Genomic DNA, 18,966 nt, shown 5'->3' with positions numbered 1-18,966 from the left:
CATCCTTTCGAACCGCCGTTCAGGCGTGCTTGTCCCGCCATTCAAGCACAAGCTGCGTCTGAGTCACAATTGCCGCGACCTTGCCGTCCTCGCGCATGATCCGCGTTTGCCAGACCTGAGTGGTCGAACCGCGATGCAAAGGCTCGGCAACCGCGCGCACGGTTTCCCCCATCCGGACGGGGCGCAGAAAGTTGGTCTTGCTTTCGACCGTCGTGGTGGCGCGGTTTTCCGGCAGATTCAGAATGGTCGCAACACCGCCGACATTGTCCGCCAGTCCCATGATCGCTCCGCCATGCAGAACGCCATTCGTGTTGGCGAGAACCGAGGTGACCGGCATTTCGAATTCGACCCGGTCAGGTGTTGCCGTGGTCAGGCGCGCGCCCAGATGTTCGGCAAAATTGGAACGCGCCTTTGCAAGTATCTTGTCCTGAATGTCGTGATCGTCCATTGGCCCTCCTGCCGCTTATCGCCATATCGGCGCGAAACTGCAGGTTTGGCAAGGCCTTGGCCTTCACGCCTTGCCGCAAGACACCAATTGGGCGCGATACATGCGGGCACGTTCGCCAACCTTGCCCGCGACCCGAACCAACCAGCTTTTCGAAAGATAGGACTTGCGCGCATATCCGGCGCGCCCTTCGTGATAGGCCAGATACTGCGAGGTGGCGTCCCATTTCGAGATGCCCAGACGCTTGGTCGAGCCATCCATGTACCAGCCCATGAAATCGGTGGCGTCATTGATGTCGTTGCGCCGGGCGCGGCGATTGCCGGTTTCCTCGAGATATTCCTCCCAGGTTCCATCCAGCGCCTGCGAATACCCATAGGCGCTGCTTTGACGTCCGATCGGAATCACCCCAAGCGCATATTGATGAGGTGTTCGTGCATCACCGATAAACTTGGATTCCTGATGAATCGAAGCCATCTGCACATGGACGGGAATGCCCCAGCGTCGTTCGGCCTTTTTCATGGCGCGCAGATAGGCGGGCCGTTCCGCGACGATGGCGCAAGCATTGTCCAGATTGCGCGGGGCCTTATAGGTGCCACCTCCGCAAGAGGCGACAAGCCCGACGATTGCGAGTTTCAGAAACCTGTTCATCCTGCCCTCTGGTCGTTTTCCCATGATACTAGGGGAAAACGACCAGAGGGGAAATCACATTCCCAAAAGTCAGACAGCCATCACCGCCTTGACCGCGCGTTGCCACGCGGAATACCGCCGATCGCGCATCTCTGCGGTCATTGATGGCTCAAAGCGCCGGTCCAGCCGCCAGGCCTTGGCATATTCCTCGGGCGGGGGGCAGATACCCGCGCGATAGCCGGCAAGCCAGGCTGCGCCCTGCGCCGTGGTTTCGGTGTTGCTTGGCCGGTCGACCGGAGCGCCCAGAATGTCGGCAAGAAATTGCATTGCCGGCTGACTGGCTGTCATGCCGCCGTCGACGCGCAAGACCGCATCTCCGGCATCGCGCCAATCCGCCCGCATGGCTTCCAGAAGGTCTCGGGTCTGAAACCCGACACTTTCCAGCGCCGCACGAGCCAGTTCCGCAGGGCCGGTGTTGCGCGTCAGTCCGAAAATTGCCCCACGGGCCTCAGGATCCCAATGCGGCGCACCCAGGCCGGTAAAGGCCGGCACCATGATGATCTGTTGGCTGTCGTCGGCGTTCTGCGACAAATCCTGAGTTTCACCGGCTTCGCGGATCATTTTCAAACCATCCCGCAGCCATTGCACAACCGCGCCGGCAATGAAGATACTGCCCTCAAGCGCGAAGGTGGTCTTGCCGTCCAGCCTATAGGCAATGGTCGTCAACAACCGGTTCTCCGAGCGGACGGCCTGTTCTCCTGTATTGAGCAGGGCGAAGCAGCCCGTTCCATAAGTCGATTTCAGCATTCCCGCCTGAAAGCATGCCTGCCCCACGGTCGCCGCCTGCTGATCTCCTGCGACGCCCAATATGGGAATGGCGCGGCCGAAAAGGTCCGGCCGTGTTTCTCCGAACTCCGCGGCGCTGTCCTTGACCTGCGGCAATATTGCCAGGGGAATGTTAAACAGTTTGCACATATCCGCGGACCATTCGCCTTTGCGAATATCAAACAGCATGGTTCTGCAGGCATTCGTTGCATCGGTGACATGCGCTTTACCACCCGTGAGCTTCCAGATCAGAAAGCTATCAACCGTACCAAATGCCAATTCTCCACGTTCGGCGCGTGCGCGTGCGCCGTCAACGCGATCGAGCATCCAGGCGATTTTCGTTGCGCTGAAATAAGGATCCAGCAACAAGCCCGTTGTCTCGGAAATCTCTGGCTCGACACCGTCCTCCTTAAGCCGGGCACAGGCATCTGCCGTGCGCCGGTCCTGCCAGACGATGGCGCGGTGGATAGGCTGCCCGGTCTGGCGATCCCAGATCAAAACGGTCTCGCGTTGATTCGTGATGCCGATCGCGTCTATGCGCGGGTTCCCAGCCTTTTCGATTGCACCGCGTGCCGTTGCGGCGCTGGTGGTCCAGATATCATCCACCTCATGCTCAACCCAGCCCGATTGTGGAAAGTGTTGCTGAAATTCTTGTTGGGCCCCTGCGATAACTTGCAGACCGTCACTAAAAACCAGGGCGCGCGATGATGTGGTCCCTTGGTCCATGGCAAGAATTGTCATCGCTGCTCTCCTCTGTTCATTTCTTCTTTGCACAAATACCCATCTTGTTGGCGGAATTGAGCAAGGCACTAGGGGTATTTTGACGAAGAAGAAGACTAGTTCTGGGTATCCGTCTTCTTCGTTGAATTGGCGGTTTCGTTCTAGGGGCTACGCTACCTGTCTCGAACTTTCCATCCAGCTGTCGATCGCGACAATTTCTTCTTGGCTCAGGCAGAGGCCGAGTTTGCTTCTGCGCCACACCACATCTTCAGCGTAGCGGGCAAATTCATGTGTCATGAGCCAGTTGATTTCGGCCTCGGTCAAATCTGCGCCAAAGCTATGCCCAAGGTCACTTTCCTGTTGCGCGCCGTTCAGGACGAGTTCGGCATCGGTTCCATAGGCCCGTACCAATCGAGTCGCCCAACGATCTGTCAGGAAAACAAATTTTTTCTTGAGATCTTCAATGAGCCGTTCGACGCCATCCACGGGAAAGTCTCCTCCGGGTAACGGGGCTCCGGCAGTCCAGGCGGGGCCGGTTTGCGCGAAGTGCGGCAGAAGTTTTTCAATGGCATGCTCGGCGAGGCGGCGATAGGTGGTAATCTTGCCACCAAACACGTTCAGGCAGGGCGCCCCCTGCTCATCCAGCGAAAGAACGTAATCCCGCGTTGCTGCGGTCGCGGATTTCGCTCCGTCGTCGTATAGCGGGCGTACGCCGGAGTAGGTCCAGACGATTTGGTCGGCTGTGACGGGTTTGGCGAAGTATTGCGATGCGAAGTTGCAGAGATATTCCTGCTCTTCTGGTGTGCATGTTGCCTCGAGCGGGCTGCCATCGTGGTCGCGATCGGTTGTGCCTATCAAGGTGAAGTCATCTTGATAGGGGATGGCAAAGATGATCCGGCCATCGGCACCCTGAAAGAAATATGCCTTGTCGTGATCATATAGCTTGGGAACCACGATATGGCTTCCGCGGACGAGGCGAACGGTCTCGGTGCTGTCCAGATGCGCGACCTCGCGGATGACGCGCCCAACCCATGGGCCACCCGCATTGACCAGGGCACGTGCGCGGTACACGCGGCCGTCTTCAAGCGCGACACGCCATAGCCCGTCCTGGCGGATGGCTTCGGTGACTTTGGCGCCGACCATGATGTCGGCCCCTTTCATTGCCGCGTCCCGCGCGTTCAGGGATACGAGGCGGGCATCATCTATCCAGCAATCGCTGTATTCAAAGGCTTTTTGCAGCCGTCCGTTCAAGGGGGCGCCTTCGGGGGTGGTTTTCAGGTTGATCGAGCTGGTGCCCGGCAGAATCTTGCGGCCACCGAGGTGATCATAGAGGAACAGTCCAGCCCGGATCAGGAAATTCGGTCGATGCCCTTTGTTCCAGGGCATGACCGTTGCAAGTGCCCGGCTGACCGGTGTGTCTGATTCGAAGGTCATTTTCGGATCAAGAGGCAGAACGAAGCGCATCGGCCAGCTGATATGGGGCATGGCGCGCAACAGGGTTTCCCGTTCTTTCAATGCCTCGCGGACCAATCGCAGTTCGAGATATTCCAGATAGCGAAGGCCGCCATGGAACAATTTGGTCGATTTCGAGCTGGTGGCTTGTGCAAGATCCCCCATTTCGGCGAGGCGTACCGTCAGGCCACGACCGGTTGCGTCGCGTGCGATGCCGCAACCGTTGATGCCTCCGCCGATGATGAAGAGGTCGGTGATGTCGGACATGGGTTCCTCCTGCTTGCGAAGATCGGATCATGTTGTTGCGCGATATGTCAACAATTATGTTCGTTTTAACGCGTTTTTATTCGAATTGACAAAAAACGCACATGACGCTTTCGTGAGGAAAGGGCAAGCCGGGAATCGGGAAATGGTGCTGAATATTCGTCAACGTGAAATTCTGGATCTGGCACGTGTGTCGGGCCGGGTCGGTGTCGAGGAGCTGGCCGAAAAATTTGATGTCACCCTGCAGACGATCCGCCGTGATCTGGGCGAGCTTTCCGATCAGGGAATGCTGGACCGTGTGCATGGCGGTGCGGTCTTGCGCAGTGGTGTCAGCAATATCGGCTATGAAGAACGCCGTCGGATGAACGACGCAGCCAAGGCCAGCATCGCCCGCACCTGCGCAAGCCAGATCCCCGACAACAGTTCGATCATTCTCAACCTAGGCACCACGACCGAAGCCGTCGCGCGCGAGTTGATGAGTCATCGCAATTTGACGGTGATCACCAACAATATGAATGTTGCCAATATTCTGGTGGGCAATGAAAGCTGCGACATCATGGTGGCCGGAGGCGCGCTGCGTCGGTCCGATGGAGGGCTGGTTGGCGATCTTACGACGGATTTCATGGCCCAGTTCAAGCCGGATTTCGCGATCATCGGAACCTCGGCGCTGGATTCGGATGGGGATTTGCTGGATTTCGACATGGAAGAGGTTCGCGTCAGTCGCGCGATAGCGGGTCTGGCGCGCAAGACCTTTCTGGTGACCGATATCAGCAAATTGCAGCGTTCTGCGCCGGTTCGGATTATATCAATGGCCAGGCTGGATGCGGTATTTGTTGACCAGCCCTTGCCAGACGATCTGATGGCCAAATGCGAGGGCTGGGATACGCAGGTTTTTGTTGCCCGATAGGGGGCGTGTTTCCGAAGTTATTTCAATAGTTTGCTGATCGCCTCGATGTCTTGTGCGCCATGGTCGCGCAGGATGTCTTCGAGCTGTCTGAAATGGTGCAGGACCTTGTGTCCGGTCGGGGTCAAAACTGCGCCGCCACCGCCCGGCCCGCCCCGGCTGCTGTCGACCACAGGGGTGGAAAAGCCTGCGTTCATCTCTTCGACCAAAGCCCATGCGCGGCGATAGCTCATGCCCATTTCGCGACCTGCGGCAGATATTGAACCGGTGCGGGAAATCGCTTCAAGCAGTTCGGCCTTGCCCGGGCCAAGCACGAGCGTTGGCGCATATTGCAGGCGCAGCTTGATACGCGGAGGGTTCATGTCAGCGCGAAGGCAGCTTGCCAGCCAAGGCCCGGACAAGCAGGTCCGCGCGTTGACGGTGCATCATTTGATGGGTGCAGTTCACCGCCTTGTCGCGCGCGGCATCGGCCAGCTTGTGCAGCCGTGCTGGGGTCAGGTTTCGATCCGACAGACAGCGAGCCAGGCCATCCGGATTGCCGCGTTCGAACATGAGGGCGTTGATGCCGTCGGTGGCAACCTCGCAGTTTCCGGCGGTATCGGCCGCGATCACCGGCACGCCCTGAGAAAACGCATCGAGGATGACCCGAGGCTGTTCATCGCCGATGGTGGGCACCAATATCGCGTGATATTTGCGCAGCAGCGGCAGAAACTCGGTCGCATAGCTGACTTCGGGCAGCATTGTCACCCGAACATGGCTTGCCGATGTGGCGAAGTCCCGGATTTCATCCGACATGGTGCCGCTGCCGACGATGTCGATTTGAATCGAACGGCCGGTTTCCTCTAGCTGGCGCAGGGCCTGCAAGACCGTTCCGATGCCTTTTTCGACGGTCAGACGTGATGCCAGCAAGATGCGCAGATCCGTAGGCTTGTCGTGCCACAGTGATGCCAGTTGATCCGCGGAAATCACGTCTTCCTGCCGGATCCACGACGCCGGTGTGACGGCCGACATGGCCCCTTTGCCGACGGGCAGGGATGTTGCGTAGGACTTGTGGGTATAGATGCCGAGCGTGGCGCGCGCAGCCGACCAGCGCGCAAAACGTTCGGTTGCCGCGGCCTCGACCCGCCATCTTGTTCCGGCCCTGGTGCCTTTGGGAATGCGCCAAAAGGCACTTTCGATGGCGATGATCAGCGGCAGGCCCCGGCGAATGGTCATCGGGTTCAGCAGGACCCCCGGGGGAATGGGCCAGCCGGCTACGCCACTATGGACGACATCGGCATCGCGCAGCTCTTGTTGCATGATACGGCGCATGTGCGGCAAGGCGGCCGGAAGCTGGCGTCGTCCTGTCAGAACCGGTCCGGTGGCGACGAAGCGCAGCTTCTGGCCCGGATTTGGCTCGACCGGCATCAGGTCGCCTTCGGGCGGGGCGGATGTTTCAGCGGCAAGGATCGTCAGGTCCGGGATGTATTCCAGATGCATCATCAGGTCGCGATGCCAAAGGTCGCCGACCAGAACCCGGCCCGCTGGATCGCGGTGAAAGGGGACAAGGGAACTCAGGATATAGCGCCGGTTGGCAAGCATGTCTCGGCAAGTCGTAAACTCATCACTCATTGGTAAAACCGGTTCCTCACAAAGCCTGACGGCAGGTTAGGGGCTTTGGTGCGAAGTCGCAATTTTGATATGGCAACGTTGCGGCACATAAGTTGCGGGCACTTGCGGCAGTTGCGCTGCGCCATATGATCGATCCGAGGAAAGCGGAGGAGGCCGGGCCCATGTCCGACAACGATATCGTCATATTGTCCGGTGCACGCACCGCCATTGGAACCTTTGGCGGAAGCCTTGCCGCGATCCCGCCGATCGAATTGGCAACTGCCGTGACGGGTGCGGCCATCACACGTGCGGATATTGCGCCGGACCTGATCGGGCAGGTCGTTTTCGGCCATGTGATCAATACAGAACCGCGCGATGCCTATCTTAGTCGCGTCGCGATGCTGGATTCCGGCGTGCCCGAGACCACTCCGGCCATGAACGTGAACCGTTTATGCGGTTCGGGGGCGCAGGCAATCGTGTCTGCGGCGCAGGCATTGATGCTTGGCGATGCGGATTTTGCCGTCGCGGGCGGGGCGGAAAGCATGTCGCGCGCGCCCTATGCCGTCACATCGGCGCGTTTCGGTGCGAAGATGGGCGATCAGAAGATGCTGGACATGATGCTGGGGGCGCTGACCTGCCCGATGGGAACCGGCCACATGGGGGTGACGGCCGAAAATGTTGCCGCCGAACATGATGTTTCGCGGCAGGCACAGGATGAATTCGCGCTGGAATCGCAACGCCGTGCGGCTCAGGCGATTGAGGCGGGATTTTTCCGGGACCAGATCGTGCCAATCGAAATTCGCGGGCGAAAGGGTGCGACGATGTTCGACACCGACGAACATCCCAAAGGCACCAGCCTTGAAAAGCTGAATGCCCTGAAGCCCGTTTTCCGCAAGGAAGGATCGGTCACGGCCGGCAATGCCAGTGGCATCAACGATGGCGCGGCGGCTCTGGTTCTGGCCCGCGCCGATGCCGCCAGACGCGAGGGGTTGCAACCGCGGGCGCGGATTCTGGGTTATGCCGTCGCAGGTGTGCGCCCGGAGGTGATGGGAATCGGGCCGGTCCCGGCGGTTCAGGCCTTGCTGAAAAAAATCGGGTTGGCGGCGCAGGATTTCGACATCATTGAATCAAACGAAGCATTTGCTGCTCAGGCATTGGCGGTGAATCGCGGGCTGGGGCTGGATTCGGACCGGGTGAACCCGAACGGCGGCGCCATTGCACTTGGCCATCCTGTCGGGGCAACCGGCGCAATCCTGACCATCAAGGCCCTGTATGAACTAGAGCGCCGCGCGGCGCGGCGCGCCATTGTCACGATGTGTATCGGTGGCGGGCAGGGCATTGCCCTGGCGATCGAACGGGCCTGATCGAGCGTTTTGCATGGGGAATCGCTGGCGCGGGGCCGTTCAGATCTCTGGTCTGATGGCCTTGGGCCAGGGAAGAATTCCTGCTTTTCCTCGTTTGGCAAGCTGAGACCCCTGTATTTTCAGATAGATTTAATCTGCTGGGAATTGACCGCGCGGCCCGAATGTATCTTTTAGAGAGAGTTCGGTCGCATGTTTTCCCGACCGAAGGATGCGTTGTTTTAACTGGTTTGGTCGCGGAGCGGCCAGTGTTCACGAGGGTTGCAGATGCCGGATTATGTTCCGACCTGGGGGGTTGTTGCGCCGACCTCGGTTGCTTCAAACATATTGCTTGCAGGAACTTCGCTGCAGCAGTCAGATTATACCGATTCCATTTTTATCGTGAATGATCCCGCCAATGGTCCGGGGGGATTGCTGCATGACAACGATCTGATAGGCACCAATCCCGAGATCGACACGACTGTTTCCGAGCCGAACGAGGGTTTTGCCGATTCGGATGGCGGACCGATCATCGCAATCGAGGAGTTGGGCGTATTCAACGACAGCGTCGTGACGTTGGCTGGCGGCGCGACCTTGGTCGTACCGATGTATGCGTTTCGCCTGACGGATGGCCGCACCATCCTGCGGGTGCATGACTTTGAATTGGCCGGTTTCAACAATGCCGGATTCGCGCTTGAGGATATTCAGGACATCACCCTTGGCAGCGCGACGAATTATGAAGCGCTGACCAGCGTCGAATCATTTCGTTTCGACCTGCCATTCGCGATGATCTGTTTCGCCGATGGATCGATGATCGACACCAAAGACGGCCCGATTGCCGTCGAAGACCTGACCCCCGGCAGGCTTGTGCGCACCCTGGATCATGGATGCCAGCCGCTGCGCCTTGCCTTGGCGCGGACGGTCACCGTGGAAATGCAGCGTCGAAATGACCGGTTGCGCCCGGTGCATATTTCGGCGGGCGCATTGGGGAACGGATTTCCTGCATGTGATCTGCGGGTTTCGCGACAGCACAGGATGTTGGTATCCTCGCCCATCTGCCAGCGAATGTTCGGCAAGTCTGAGGTTCTGATTCCCGCGATTCGCCTGACGGATCTGCCCGGTATCTATGTCGATGAAAGCTGCGCACAGGTCAGTTATTTCCATCTGGTTTTTGACGATCACGAGGTGATCTTTGCCAATGGCACCCCGTCAGAAAGCTTTTTCATAGGCGAGCAGGCATTGAAAACCCTGTCCCGCGAGGCGCGTCAGGAATTGTTGACGCTGTTTCCCGATGCGGTCGAACGGGCGAAATGCGCGGTTCCCGCACGGCATGTTCCGTCCGGCAGCCGGTCGCGGGGGTTGATTGCCCGTCACGCCAAATCCGGCAAGCCGCTATTGCAGAAGATCGGCTGAGATAACCGTAAAAATGGAAACGGGCCGCCTAGATATGACGACCCGCGAGTTCCACGGAGATGGTCCGGTTAGGGATGGATGACTCCGTCCGGTCCCAATCAGGGTTTACGACCTAAGGGGCTGCCCCTAGGCCACGGCCCCCCTGACTGTTCCGACACCTCTCTCCACTATCACTCTCGACACTGGACCACCTCCTTTCAAAAAGTTGCCGTAATACTGAAAGGGTGCCACAGATCCAGATTCTGTCAATCAGATTTCTTGGTTTCGGCGCAACAAATTGCGTACAATGATATGAAAGGGCACAAGGGCAAGTAGTGCCAATGTCAGTTTGACCAACCAATCAGCAGTTGCCAAGGAAACCCACAGCATGGTGACAGGGCCGAAGCCAAGCAGGGGAACCGCTTCGTTCGCCCAGCCCGTGTTGATGTCGGCGGGCAGTGCCGCCGAGAAGGCAATGCCAAAGAACAGCGCGGTATCAACCGCCGAACCGACCAGCGTCGATGCCAGCGGCGCGACCCACCAGCGTGCTTTTCTGAGCATGTCGAAGATGGCGACATCCAGAAGCTGGGCGGTCAGAAAGCCGGTGCCCGACGCGATCGCGATCCGCAGCGTCGTCTTGTCAAAACCGGCGGCAATCAGCGAGCAGACGACCCCGACGACGAAACCGGCCAGCACGATCCGACGCGCAGGCGCGGCACCATAGACGCGGTTCATCACATCTGTGACCAGAAAGGCAAAGGGATAGGTAAAGGCACCCCAGGTCAGCCAGTCGCCGATGACGAACTGAACCAGGATATTCGATGCCACCACGATGGCGGCCATGGCAAGAATGCCGGGAAGAATACGGGTCATAGGCTGGATTTCCGTTTTACAAGGTGGCGGAACAACTCGGCCCCGGGACTGCTTGCACAGCCGGAACAGCGCGCGGATACGCCTGCCGGATGCCCCGTGTCAACAGCTGCCGTTGCGTTGCCCGTCAGTCGCGCAGCCGATATTCGACCAGCTCGGTGCGCTGGACGATCAGGAAATTGTCGTCCGAGATCATGGTCAGGCGAATCCCTTGCCCATCATGCCAGACGGCCAGACCTTCCAGATTGTCATATTGAAGCGGCGTGGTTTCCAGCAGGATTTCTTCGTCCACCGGCCCCTGATCCGTCAGGCGCATCCGGCGCACGCGCGATGAAAATCCAAGCAATCCGTGAAAATCGCGTTCCAGCAGGTAAAGGAATCCGTCAGGGCCGAAATCCGCCCCCACCGGCAGCCAGCGGGGATCGCGCCTGATCTGGCTGAATCTGGACCATGCGCCATCGGTATATTTCAGCAGGGGGAAGGGCCGATCTTCATGGCCTGATTTTTCGGGCAGCGTAAACAGCGCGCCAGTCGGGTCGATTGCCAATGCCTCCAGCCCCGAATTGACCCGCATGCCGGGCAGATCCGGCGGCGAGGGGTGCAATGTGGCCGCGGCATCCGGATTTTCAAAGCTGGCCAACCGGTCCAGCCCTTCGAAGGTGACCCAGATGGTGCCGTCGTCACCAAGGGCCAGACCCTCGCTGTCACCCAGATAGCCCGGTTTCAGCGGGTTTCCCTTGCTGTCCTTCAGCCTCGCGCGGCCGGCCACGCTGACATCGCGAATCAGGCCCTGGGGGTCGCGCTGCAGGCTGCCCCAATACAGCCATGCCCGGTCGCTCAGGGCATGGAAGCCGGTGCCGTCCTTGCTGATTTCTATGCCTGAAAAGCCGCCAAAGCTGCTTTCGCTGCTTTGCCAGACATGGGTGCCCACATATTCCAGTGTTGCGGCCGATGCAGGGGCACCGGCCGCAACGCAGAACAGGCACAGATACGCGATCAGGGCGCGGCGGCGACAGTGCGGCATTGTTGGGGAAGCTCGCTCAGGCGGTAGCTGCGCGGATGACGGTAATTCGGGTTCGGGGGGGACGGCTTGACCCGGCTGGGATCGATGCGGTTCTTGATCCATTCGGCCGCCTCGGCGCAGCCATCGCCCGGCGGGGGCGGATCCTGACGTTGGCATATCGAGCCCTTCGGGCAGCTCATGCGGATATGAAAATGGTAGTTATGGTTGTTCAACGGGCGGATCTTGCGCAACCAGTTGCGGTTTCCGGTTTCCATCTGGCACATCGCGACCTTGACCACCGGGTCGACGAAGATGCGTTCGACCCTGCGGTCCCGTGCTGCGGCGCGAAGGATGGCCATGTGGCCGCCGTTCCAGTGTTTCGTCAGGCCCGTGCCGCGCTTGTCCACCACCGAGACGGATGACAGGCTTTCGCGTTGCGCCCGCGACAGGCCGAGGCTGCTGGGCGGCAGCATCCAGATATCAGCATCCAGCCCCATCTGGTGACTGGCATGGCCGGTCAACATCGGTCCGCCGCGGGGTTGGCTGATATCGCCGATATACAGCCCCTTCCATCCGGCCTTTTGCGCCGCCTGTGACAAGCCGATCAGAAGGTTGTTCAAATCGGGATGGCCCCAGTTGCGATTGCGTGACAGGCGCATGGCCTGCCAGCTGGGGCCGCTTTCGGGCAGTTGCTGCAATCCTTGGGCGCAGCCCTTGGAATAATATCCGATCGACACCGCCGGCCCTTGTGACGGCGTGCTGAAATGCCCGAACACATCCTTGGCCAACGGTTCGGCCAGTGCTGGCATTGCAAGCCCCGCGATCACGGCGGCGGCTGTCAGGAATTTGCGGATCACTGCGTGGCCTCCCCTTCTGGTTCAACCCAGCGTAGCAGAACCAGCGCCAGAAGGAACATGCCGATTAACGGCGAAATGCCGATCCTCTGATTGCCCGTCATGTCCGTGACCACCGCGATCAGAAACGGGGCCAGAAACGCCGTCGCCTTGCCTGAAAGTGCATATAGGCCAAACCCCTCGGTGGCCCGTTCCGGGGTTGTGTGGCGCACCATCATTGTTCGGCTTGCGGCCTGCATCGCACCGCCCGCCCCACCGATCAGGGCGCCGCAAAGGAAGAATATCACGTCCGGCATGAACAGGGTTCCGATGATGGGGTGATCGGGCATGGGGATGGCGTAAAGCGAGGTTCGATCCATGCCGACAACGGTCAGGCATACGGCGGTCAGAATCAGGATGCTGACGATGATGACGGGCTTGGGGCCCCATCTCCGGTCGGCACGTCCGCCAAGCCAGCTGATGATCGCAGCTGATATGGCGCTGATGACCCCGAAGATGCCGGCCAGAAATACCGGCCAGCCCAGGACCGTTCCGGCATAGACACCACCAAAGCCATAAAGTGCGTTCAGCGCGTCGCGCGACATCATTGACGACAGCAACCAGCTGCCAAGGCTGCGCCGGTGGCGCAGGCTGCGCACCAGTTGCCACAGGTCCGACATCGCGGCACCGATGCGGATCGGGCGCCCCTTGGCGGCCGGTTCCCGGACCCACAGGAAAAAGGGGATCATGAAAACCACATACCAGATCGCGACGAATGGCCCGACAAACCGTGTGCCTTCGCGCATGGCGGGGTCCAAGCCGAACATGGGGGGCAGTCCGATCAGGGTCTTGCCGGTCGGGGTTTCCTGAAACAGTGCAAGCATGACGGCAAGCGACAGCACCCCGCCGGCATAACCGAACGCGTAGCCGGTGCCGGACAGGCGTCCGATTTCATCGCGGGGCGCAAGGCCGGGCAAGATTGCGTTGGTGAAAATGGTCGCGAATTCAACGCCGATCAGACCGATCCCGAACAGGATGACCGATTGCACCAGGGCAGGTTGCTGGGGCATCAGGAACCACAGGCCGATGGCCCCTGTCACGTAGAACAGTGAAAAGAACCAGATCCATGGCATCCTGCGGCCCGATGTGTCCGCGACCGCGCCCAGAATCGGCGCCAGCACGGCGATGATGATGCCGCTGGCCGACAGGCCATAGCCCCAGATCGTCTGCGCGCTGGCACCGGCAAGGGCTTCGGACAGGCCGGTTTCCTGAAAGTGGCGTTTTGCCACCTCGGAGAAATAGACCGAAAAGACGAAGGTCAGCAGCAATGTGTGAAAGGGTTGGCTGGCCCAGTCAAAGAACCACCAGCCCCAGATCCGCTTTCTGTTCATGCCGCTTTCCCTGTATCGCATTGTCAGGGGCAGATAAGGCCGAAGCGGGTCAGGCTGGCAAGTCCGCTTTCACGTCATCGGGAATTTCGGGGGGCCAGGTTCGTGTGGCATCGGCATCTATCCATGCCTGCACCCAGTCCGGCAGGGGGCCGGGCGTTTGCGCCAGGTTCATCGCTTTCGCGACCTCGGACGGGGGAACGATGCCTGATGACGACGTGACGGCCGATCGCAGAAGCATGTGGTTGCAGCATTCGCCCCGCCGCCACATGGATTGCTCCATGTAAATGAAGCGATGGTCCCAGCCAATGATCCGCGAGATCATCGTGAAACGGTCGAACATGCGCACGCGGCGCCGGTAGCGGGTCGAGTTTCCGGCCACCGTGATGCCCCATTTCATTTTGCGCATGACGGCCAGCAACCCGGTGCGTTGCGCCATCGGAATGCGGCCAAGATCGAAAAGCGTCAGGGTTCGGCCGTTGTTCAGCTCGATCCAGGGGTCCAGATCCCAGGGCCAGCAAATATGTGTCGAGACATGGGTCCCCGACGGAGACAAGGGCGGCGCATTGCGGAACTTGATCATTTCCTTGATGAAACGGATCAATGGATACATTGGCGGCCCCTTGCTTGAATGCCGCTTGCGTGACCCCTGCCCACAAAAAGGTCAACCTTGACGGCACGGCAACCTGCTTGCGCCCGCGCCGCCTCGCGGCCATACAGGGCGCGATCGCTAGAATGAGGGTATTATGGGAACGCTCTACGAGGCCTTGCAACTGATCCTGCAAGTGGTGTGGTTTGTCATGATCGCCCACATCATCATGTCGTGGCTGATCAATTTCCAGGTCCTGAACCTGCGTCAGCCGCTGGTCGGACAGATCTGGGACGGTTTGACCCGACTGCTTGAACCGATTTACACCCCGGTGCGCAATCTGCTGCCCAATACGGGGGGGCTCGATCTGGCGCCGCTGGTGGTGTTCATCATCATTATCATCCTGCAACGCGCCTTGGCCAATAACGCCGGCTTCTTTTACGGGATGTGATGCCCACCGACCTGCTGCGACAGGTCTGGGGATTTGACGGATTCCGCCCCGGGCAACGTGAGATCGTCGAAACCGTGGCACGCGGGCAGGATGTGCTTGCGATCATGCCGACGGGCGGCGGCAAGTCACTTTGCTATCAGCTGCCCGCGGTGATGCGCGATGGGGTGACGGTGGTCATTTCGCCCCTGATTGCATTGATGCGCGATCAGGTGCGCGCCCTGGGCGAAGCCGGGGTTTCTGCCGGTGCGTTGACCAGCGGGAACACCCCTGAGGAAACCGATGCCGTGTTCGAGGCATTGGGGCAGGGGGCGCTGAAGCTGCTTTACATGGCCCCCGAACGGCTGGCTTCGGGGGGGACGGTGCAATTGCTGCGCCGCGCCGGGGTAACGGCCATCGCCGTGGACGAAGCGCATTGCGTCAGCCAGTGGGGGCATGATTTCCGCCCCGATTATTTGCGGATCGGTGAATTGAAGCGTGATCTGGGGGTGCCGTTGTCGGCATTTACCGCCACCGCCGATGCCGAGACCCGGGCTGAAATCGTATCGCGCCTGTTTGACGGGCAGGAACCCCAGATATTCCTGCGTGGCTTTGACCGGCCCAATATCCGGCTGGCGTTTCAGCCCAAGGACAGCCCGCGCAAGCAATTGATGAACTTTGTCGCTGCCCGTCGCGGCCAGTCGGGCATCGTCTATTGCGCCAGCCGCGCCCGAACCGAGACGCTGGCACAGGCGCTGAATCAGGCGGGGCATAGTGCGGTGGCCTATCACGGCGGTATGGAGGCGGATGCGCGGCGTGCCGTCGAGGGGCGTTTCCAGCGCGAGGACGGACTGATCGTGGTTGCCACGGTGGCGTTCGGCATGGGAATCGACAAGCCCGATATTCGCTGGGTTCTGCATGCCGACCTGCCCAAGTCGATCGAAGCCTATTACCAGGAAATCGGCCGCGCCGGCCGGGATGGCGATCCGGCGGATACACTGACGCTCTATGGACCCGACGATATTCGTTTGCGCCGCATGCAGGTTGACGAGGGATTGGCCGAAACCGCCCGAAAAGGTGCGGATCATGCCCGGCTGAACGCGCTGTTGGGGCTGGCCGAGGCGACGGGATGTCGCCGCCGCCGTCTCTTGACTTATTTCGGCGAGGATCTGCCCGCGGATTGTGGCAATTGCGACATTTGCCTGCATCCGCCCAAGCTGTTTGACGGCACCGAAGCCGTGCGCAAGGCCTTGTCCGCGATGTTGCGCACGGGCGAATGGTTCGGCAGCGGCCATCTGATCGACATTCTGACGGGAAACAGCACCGAGAAGATCCGCGATCGCGGGCATGACCGGTTGCCGACTTTCGCGGTCGGGCAGGAATTCAGCCGTGCGCAATGGCAGGCCATCTTTCGGCAAATGATGGGGCTGGACCTGTGTCGCCCCGATCCCGACCGACATGGTGCGCTGCATCTGACCGATGTCGCGCATCCGATTCTGCGGGGCGAAAGCTCGGTAACGCTGCGCCATGACACAACCTTGCGCGCGCGCGGCGGCAATGTCGTCAAGACGCAGGTGTCGGAAGAGGACGAACCCCTGCTTTCGGCATTGAAGGCCAAGCGCCGCGCCCTGGCAGAGGCCGCAGCCGTTCCGGCCTATGTGATCTTTCCCGACCGCACATTGATCGAAATGGTCCAGCGCCGCCCGGAAACGCTGGATGACATGGCGCGGGTCAACGGCGTGGGCGCGAAAAAGCTGGAAAGCTACGGGCAGGCATTCCTGGCGGTTCTGGCGGGCGATCAGCCCGATATGCACCCCCATCGCCGCGCCCTTGCGGGCCGGCCCGCCGGCGCCCTGTTCGATCGCCTGCTGGAAGTTCAGAACCGGCTGATGCGCGGCGATGATGGCACGGCCAAGCCGCTAAGCTGCACGACGTCGCAGATCCGGCGGATTGCCGAAACGCGTCCGACGGATGAAAGCGGCTTGGCGCGCTATCTGGACGAAGCCCGGGTCCAACGCTTTGGCCGGGCCTTCCTGAGCGAAATCTCCGAGGTCTGACTGGCCCTATTCCAGCGTCAGGGCGTCGGCGATAATACCATCAAGCAACTGTGCGGCAGGTTGCATCGAATTATCATAGCGGCGTCTGCCCACCGTGATCTGGCCTGGCGCGTCCGGGGTTTCGAACAGGAAAATCGAATAGGGGCAGTGTTGCAGGTTCATGATATCGGCCTCCATCACCTGACGTGACACGCTTGCCGAACAGAAGGTGAAGACTTCGGCATGGCTGTACAGGTCCTTTTCTCCGCCGACATCATCTTTGGTGCGCGCCAGCATGTCCCCGACATGGCTTTGCCCTTCGATCACGAGGCCGGCGTTCAGAATCGCGTTCTCGACCGCAAAGGCGATGTCGTCGAATTCGCCCGCGACCTGATGCGTGACCGGGGCGCTCACGGCAAGGTTATCGGCATGTGCTGTAACGCTCAGTGCGGCAAGCGCGAATGGTAATAGAGATGTGATGTGCAATTCGGTCACCTGCATCGTGTCTGTATAGTGATGGCTTGGCGACAATCGTCCAAGCAAGCTGAATCTGGAGGCGGCATGAAGCTCAATTGGTCTGATGTGACACCGAAATCCTCATGGTTGAACCGGCGGAGCTTTCTTGCTGCCGGTGCGGCGCTGGCGGCGTCGCCGGCGCTGGGGTTGACCGGCAAACCTTCTTCGTTTTCGACGGATGCCGAACCAAACAGTCTGAAGGATATCACCAATTACAACAATTTCTACGAGTTCGGCACGGGTAAGGAAGATCCGGCCCGCTATGCCTCGGCGCTGACGACCGATCCGTGGTCGGTTGAAATCGATGGGATGGTCGACCGGCCCGGCAGCTATGGGCTGGAGGATATCGCCCCCGAGAACGATCTGGAGGAAAGGATATACCGGCTGCGCTGCGTCGAGGCGTGGTCCATGATCATTCCGTGGATCGGGGTTCCGCTGTCGTCGATTCTGGGCAAGGTCGGTGTGCAGCCCTCGGCCAAATATGTATCCTTTGAAACGCTGTTCCGTCCCGAAGAGATGCGGGGGCAGAAACGTCCGATTCTCGACTGGCCCTATCGCGAGGCGTTGCGCCTGGACGAGGCCATGAATCCGCTGACCATTCTGGCGACCGGCCTGTATTCCGAGCCGCTGCCCAATCAGAACGGTGCGCCCTTGCGTCTGGTCGTGCCGTGGAAATACGGCTTCAAGTCGATCAAGTCGATTGTCCGCATCACATTGACCGATAAACAACCCTTCGCGACCTGGAATGCGCTGCAACCCAGCGAATACGGGTTCTATGCCAATGTGAATCCCGAGGTGGATCACCCCCGCTGGTCGCAGGCAACGGAACGCAAGATCGGCGCGGGATTGTTCGGTGGCCGGCAGGAGACGCAGATGTTCAATGGCTATGGTGAACAGGTGGCCTCGCTTTATGCGGGGATGGATCTGACAAAGAACTACTGATGCAACGCAAGCTGAACGATCTGTTCCGACGTCTGCCGGTCTGGGCTGTCTGGGCGGCGGGCCTGATCCCGCTGGCCCTGCTGGTCTGGGATACTTTCATGGGCGGGCTGGGCATCGACCCGATCCGCGATATCGAACACCGGCTGGGCCGGACGGCGCTGTATTTCCTGATCGCCAGCCTTTGCGTCACGCCGCTGCTGCGCGTGGCGGGGATCAGCCTGATGAAGTTTCGCCGGGCGCTGGGGCTGCTGGCCTTTACCTATGCGGGGCTGCATGTCCTGTCCTGGCTGACGATGGATATGGGCTTTCTCTGGGCGCAGATGGGCCGCGACATCATCAAGCGCCCCTATCTGCTGCTTGGGATGATCGGATTCGTTATCCTGCTGGCGCTGGCCGTCACCTCGAACAATGCCTCGATCCGGCGGATGGGCGGGCAGGCGTGGCGCAAGCTGCACAAGCTTGTCTATCTGGCAGCGCCGCTGGTGGCGCTGCACTGGATCCTTGCGTTGAAGGTCTTTCCGGTAACCCCGGGCTTCTGGTTGGTCGTGATTCTGGCGCTTTTGGGCCTTCGCGTGGCGATTCCGCGTCCATTGAAGCGTTCGCGCCCGGTTCGTGCGTAAATAAACACTATAAAATCAGTTACTTGTCAGTTTTATGACGGAAAGTCCGATTTTTTTGTCCGAATCCTCTTGCGGCTTTTGTTGTCTATCCGTAAACACCGCTTCACCGAGACGGCGGGGACGCAAGAACGGGACGGAGCGGACGGTTTGACTTGAAGCTTTGTGAGACATTTCGGGAATTGA

19 protein-coding genes are annotated in these 18,966 nt (G+C 60.0%); 7 read left to right on the top strand and 12 right to left on the bottom strand.

What is annotated here, in order from left to right:
• Positions 1-19 precede the first annotated feature (19 nt).
• From PAF17_RS15500 to glpD, 4 genes are all read right to left on the bottom strand, one after another.
• Positions 20-448: a PaaI family thioesterase gene (locus tag PAF17_RS15500; RefSeq protein ID WP_271890013.1), complete on the bottom strand. Its 429-nt coding sequence runs from the start codon at positions 446-448 to the stop codon at positions 20-22.
• A 63-nt stretch (positions 449-511) separates the two neighbouring features.
• The gene (locus PAF17_RS15495; protein WP_271890012.1) at positions 512-1,093 is read right to left on the bottom strand and encodes a transglycosylase SLT domain-containing protein; all 582 of its coding nucleotides are present in this window, start codon (positions 1,091-1,093) and stop codon (positions 512-514) included.
• 69 nt (positions 1,094-1,162) lie between these two features.
• On the bottom strand, positions 1,163-2,638 hold the full coding sequence (gene glpK, locus PAF17_RS15490) for a glycerol kinase GlpK (RefSeq protein ID WP_271890011.1): 1,476 nt from the start codon (positions 2,636-2,638) through the stop codon (positions 1,163-1,165).
• Between the two features lie 147 nt (positions 2,639-2,785).
• Positions 2,786-4,336, bottom strand: coding sequence for a glycerol-3-phosphate dehydrogenase (glpD, locus tag PAF17_RS15485; protein ID WP_271890010.1), 1,551 nt, complete (start codon positions 4,334-4,336; stop codon positions 2,786-2,788).
• A gap of 142 nt (positions 4,337-4,478) precedes the next feature.
• Here glpD and PAF17_RS15480 point away from each other — a divergent pair, with 142 nt between their 5' ends.
• The gene (locus PAF17_RS15480; RefSeq protein WP_271890009.1) at positions 4,479-5,240 is read left to right on the top strand and encodes a DeoR/GlpR family DNA-binding transcription regulator; all 762 of its coding nucleotides are present in this window, start codon (positions 4,479-4,481) and stop codon (positions 5,238-5,240) included.
• A gap of 17 nt (positions 5,241-5,257) precedes the next feature.
• Here PAF17_RS15480 and PAF17_RS15475 read toward each other — a convergent pair whose 3' ends face one another.
• Together PAF17_RS15475 and PAF17_RS15470 are read right to left on the bottom strand one after the other, a co-directional pair.
• Positions 5,258-5,599: a winged helix-turn-helix domain-containing protein gene (locus PAF17_RS15475; protein ID WP_271890008.1), complete on the bottom strand. Its 342-nt coding sequence runs from the start codon at positions 5,597-5,599 to the stop codon at positions 5,258-5,260.
• 1 nt (position 5,600) lies between these two features.
• Positions 5,601-6,848 carry a glycosyltransferase family 4 protein gene (locus PAF17_RS15470; protein ID WP_271890007.1) on the bottom strand — a complete coding sequence of 416 codons (1,248 nt, stop codon included), beginning with the start codon at positions 6,846-6,848 and terminating at the stop codon, positions 5,601-5,603.
• Between the two features lie 161 nt (positions 6,849-7,009).
• Between PAF17_RS15470 and PAF17_RS15465 the strand changes: the two genes are divergently transcribed.
• Both PAF17_RS15465 and PAF17_RS15460 read left to right on the top strand, forming a co-directional pair.
• Complete coding sequence (locus PAF17_RS15465) at positions 7,010-8,191, top strand: acetyl-CoA C-acyltransferase family protein (protein ID WP_271890006.1); 1,182 nt, start codon at positions 7,010-7,012, stop codon at positions 8,189-8,191.
• A 264-nt stretch (positions 8,192-8,455) separates the two neighbouring features.
• Positions 8,456-9,580, top strand: a complete 1,125-nt coding sequence (locus PAF17_RS15460) for a Hint domain-containing protein (protein ID WP_271890005.1) — start codon at positions 8,456-8,458, stop codon at positions 9,578-9,580.
• A gap of 249 nt (positions 9,581-9,829) precedes the next feature.
• On the opposite strand, the gene PAF17_RS15455 is transcribed toward PAF17_RS15460, so the two are convergent.
• The 5 genes from PAF17_RS15455 to PAF17_RS15435 form a co-directional block, all read right to left on the bottom strand.
• Positions 9,830-10,432, bottom strand: a complete 603-nt coding sequence (locus PAF17_RS15455) for a queuosine precursor transporter (RefSeq protein WP_271890004.1) — start codon at positions 10,430-10,432, stop codon at positions 9,830-9,832.
• Between the two features lie 124 nt (positions 10,433-10,556).
• Entirely contained in the window at positions 10,557-11,453 is an 897-nt protein-coding gene (locus tag PAF17_RS15450) for an esterase-like activity of phytase family protein (RefSeq protein ID WP_271890003.1), read from the bottom strand.
• Entirely contained in the window at positions 11,426-12,289 is an 864-nt protein-coding gene (mepA, locus tag PAF17_RS15445) for a penicillin-insensitive murein endopeptidase (protein ID WP_271890002.1), read from the bottom strand. Before mepA ends, PAF17_RS15450 begins: the two co-directional genes overlap by 28 nt.
• Complete coding sequence (locus tag PAF17_RS15440) at positions 12,286-13,656, bottom strand: MFS transporter (protein WP_271890001.1); 1,371 nt, start codon at positions 13,654-13,656, stop codon at positions 12,286-12,288. Before PAF17_RS15440 ends, mepA begins: the two co-directional genes overlap by 4 nt.
• A gap of 49 nt (positions 13,657-13,705) precedes the next feature.
• On the bottom strand, positions 13,706-14,266 hold the full coding sequence (locus PAF17_RS15435; protein WP_271890000.1) for an acyl-CoA thioesterase: 561 nt from the start codon (positions 14,264-14,266) through the stop codon (positions 13,706-13,708).
• A gap of 133 nt (positions 14,267-14,399) precedes the next feature.
• Here PAF17_RS15435 and PAF17_RS15430 point away from each other — a divergent pair, with 133 nt between their 5' ends.
• Both PAF17_RS15430 and recQ read left to right on the top strand, forming a co-directional pair.
• Positions 14,400-14,693 (top strand): YggT family protein, encoded by a 294-nt coding sequence (locus PAF17_RS15430; RefSeq protein ID WP_271889999.1) that lies wholly within the window; start codon positions 14,400-14,402, stop codon positions 14,691-14,693.
• On the top strand, positions 14,693-16,726 hold the full coding sequence (recQ, locus tag PAF17_RS15425) for a DNA helicase RecQ (RefSeq protein ID WP_271889998.1): 2,034 nt from the start codon (positions 14,693-14,695) through the stop codon (positions 16,724-16,726). The genes PAF17_RS15430 and recQ overlap by 1 nt, the downstream gene beginning before the upstream one ends.
• A gap of 6 nt (positions 16,727-16,732) precedes the next feature.
• On the opposite strand, the gene PAF17_RS15420 is transcribed toward recQ, so the two are convergent.
• Positions 16,733-17,200 carry a DUF302 domain-containing protein gene (locus tag PAF17_RS15420; protein WP_271889997.1) on the bottom strand — a complete coding sequence of 156 codons (468 nt, stop codon included), beginning with the start codon at positions 17,198-17,200 and terminating at the stop codon, positions 16,733-16,735.
• Between the two features lie 66 nt (positions 17,201-17,266).
• Between PAF17_RS15420 and msrP the strand changes: the two genes are divergently transcribed.
• Both msrP and PAF17_RS15410 read left to right on the top strand, forming a co-directional pair.
• Positions 17,267-18,163, top strand: coding sequence for a protein-methionine-sulfoxide reductase catalytic subunit MsrP (msrP, locus tag PAF17_RS15415; RefSeq protein WP_271889996.1), 897 nt, complete (start codon positions 17,267-17,269; stop codon positions 18,161-18,163).
• Entirely contained in the window at positions 18,163-18,783 is a 621-nt protein-coding gene (locus PAF17_RS15410; protein ID WP_271889995.1) for a protein-methionine-sulfoxide reductase heme-binding subunit MsrQ, read from the top strand. The genes msrP and PAF17_RS15410 overlap by 1 nt, the downstream gene beginning before the upstream one ends.
• The last annotated feature ends 183 nt before the right edge of the window (positions 18,784-18,966 follow it).

It is taken from the genome of Paracoccus onchidii, assembly GCF_028294535.1.
Lineage (GTDB): Bacteria > Pseudomonadota > Alphaproteobacteria > Rhodobacterales > Rhodobacteraceae > Paracoccus > Paracoccus onchidii.
The sequence above is the reverse complement of the archived record's forward strand: the minus strand, read 5'-3'. Positions and strand labels throughout refer to the sequence as shown.

What these genes read in the sequence shown, in the direction of transcription:
- PAF17_RS15500 (WP_271890013.1), bottom strand. Translation starts at nt 448, where the DNA reads ATGGACGATCACGACATTCAGGACAAGATACTTGCAAAGGCGCGTTCC.
- PAF17_RS15495 (WP_271890012.1), bottom strand. Translation starts at nt 1,093, where the DNA reads ATGAACAGGTTTCTGAAACTCGCAATCGTCGGGCTTGTCGCCTCTTGC.
- glpK (WP_271890011.1), bottom strand. Translation starts at nt 2,638, where the DNA reads ATGACAATTCTTGCCATGGACCAAGGGACCACATCATCGCGCGCCCTG.
- glpD (WP_271890010.1), bottom strand. Translation starts at nt 4,336, where the DNA reads ATGTCCGACATCACCGACCTCTTCATCATCGGCGGAGGCATCAACGGT.
- PAF17_RS15480 (WP_271890009.1), top strand. Translation starts at nt 4,479, where the DNA reads ATGGTGCTGAATATTCGTCAACGTGAAATTCTGGATCTGGCACGTGTG.
- PAF17_RS15475 (WP_271890008.1), bottom strand. Translation starts at nt 5,599, where the DNA reads ATGAACCCTCCGCGTATCAAGCTGCGCCTGCAATATGCGCCAACGCTC.
- PAF17_RS15470 (WP_271890007.1), bottom strand. Translation starts at nt 6,848, where the DNA reads ATGAGTGATGAGTTTACGACTTGCCGAGACATGCTTGCCAACCGGCGC.
- PAF17_RS15465 (WP_271890006.1), top strand. Translation starts at nt 7,010, where the DNA reads ATGTCCGACAACGATATCGTCATATTGTCCGGTGCACGCACCGCCATT.
- PAF17_RS15460 (WP_271890005.1), top strand. Translation starts at nt 8,456, where the DNA reads ATGCCGGATTATGTTCCGACCTGGGGGGTTGTTGCGCCGACCTCGGTT.
- PAF17_RS15455 (WP_271890004.1), bottom strand. Translation starts at nt 10,432, where the DNA reads ATGACCCGTATTCTTCCCGGCATTCTTGCCATGGCCGCCATCGTGGTG.
- PAF17_RS15450 (WP_271890003.1), bottom strand. Translation starts at nt 11,453, where the DNA reads ATGCCGCACTGTCGCCGCCGCGCCCTGATCGCGTATCTGTGCCTGTTC.
- PAF17_RS15440 (WP_271890001.1), bottom strand. Translation starts at nt 13,656, where the DNA reads ATGAACAGAAAGCGGATCTGGGGCTGGTGGTTCTTTGACTGGGCCAGC.
- PAF17_RS15435 (WP_271890000.1), bottom strand. Translation starts at nt 14,266, where the DNA reads ATGTATCCATTGATCCGTTTCATCAAGGAAATGATCAAGTTCCGCAAT.
- PAF17_RS15430 (WP_271889999.1), top strand. Translation starts at nt 14,400, where the DNA reads ATGGGAACGCTCTACGAGGCCTTGCAACTGATCCTGCAAGTGGTGTGG.
- recQ (WP_271889998.1), top strand. Translation starts at nt 14,693, where the DNA reads ATGCCCACCGACCTGCTGCGACAGGTCTGGGGATTTGACGGATTCCGC.
- msrP (WP_271889996.1), top strand. Translation starts at nt 17,267, where the DNA reads ATGAAGCTCAATTGGTCTGATGTGACACCGAAATCCTCATGGTTGAAC.
- PAF17_RS15410 (WP_271889995.1), top strand. Translation starts at nt 18,163, where the DNA reads ATGCAACGCAAGCTGAACGATCTGTTCCGACGTCTGCCGGTCTGGGCT.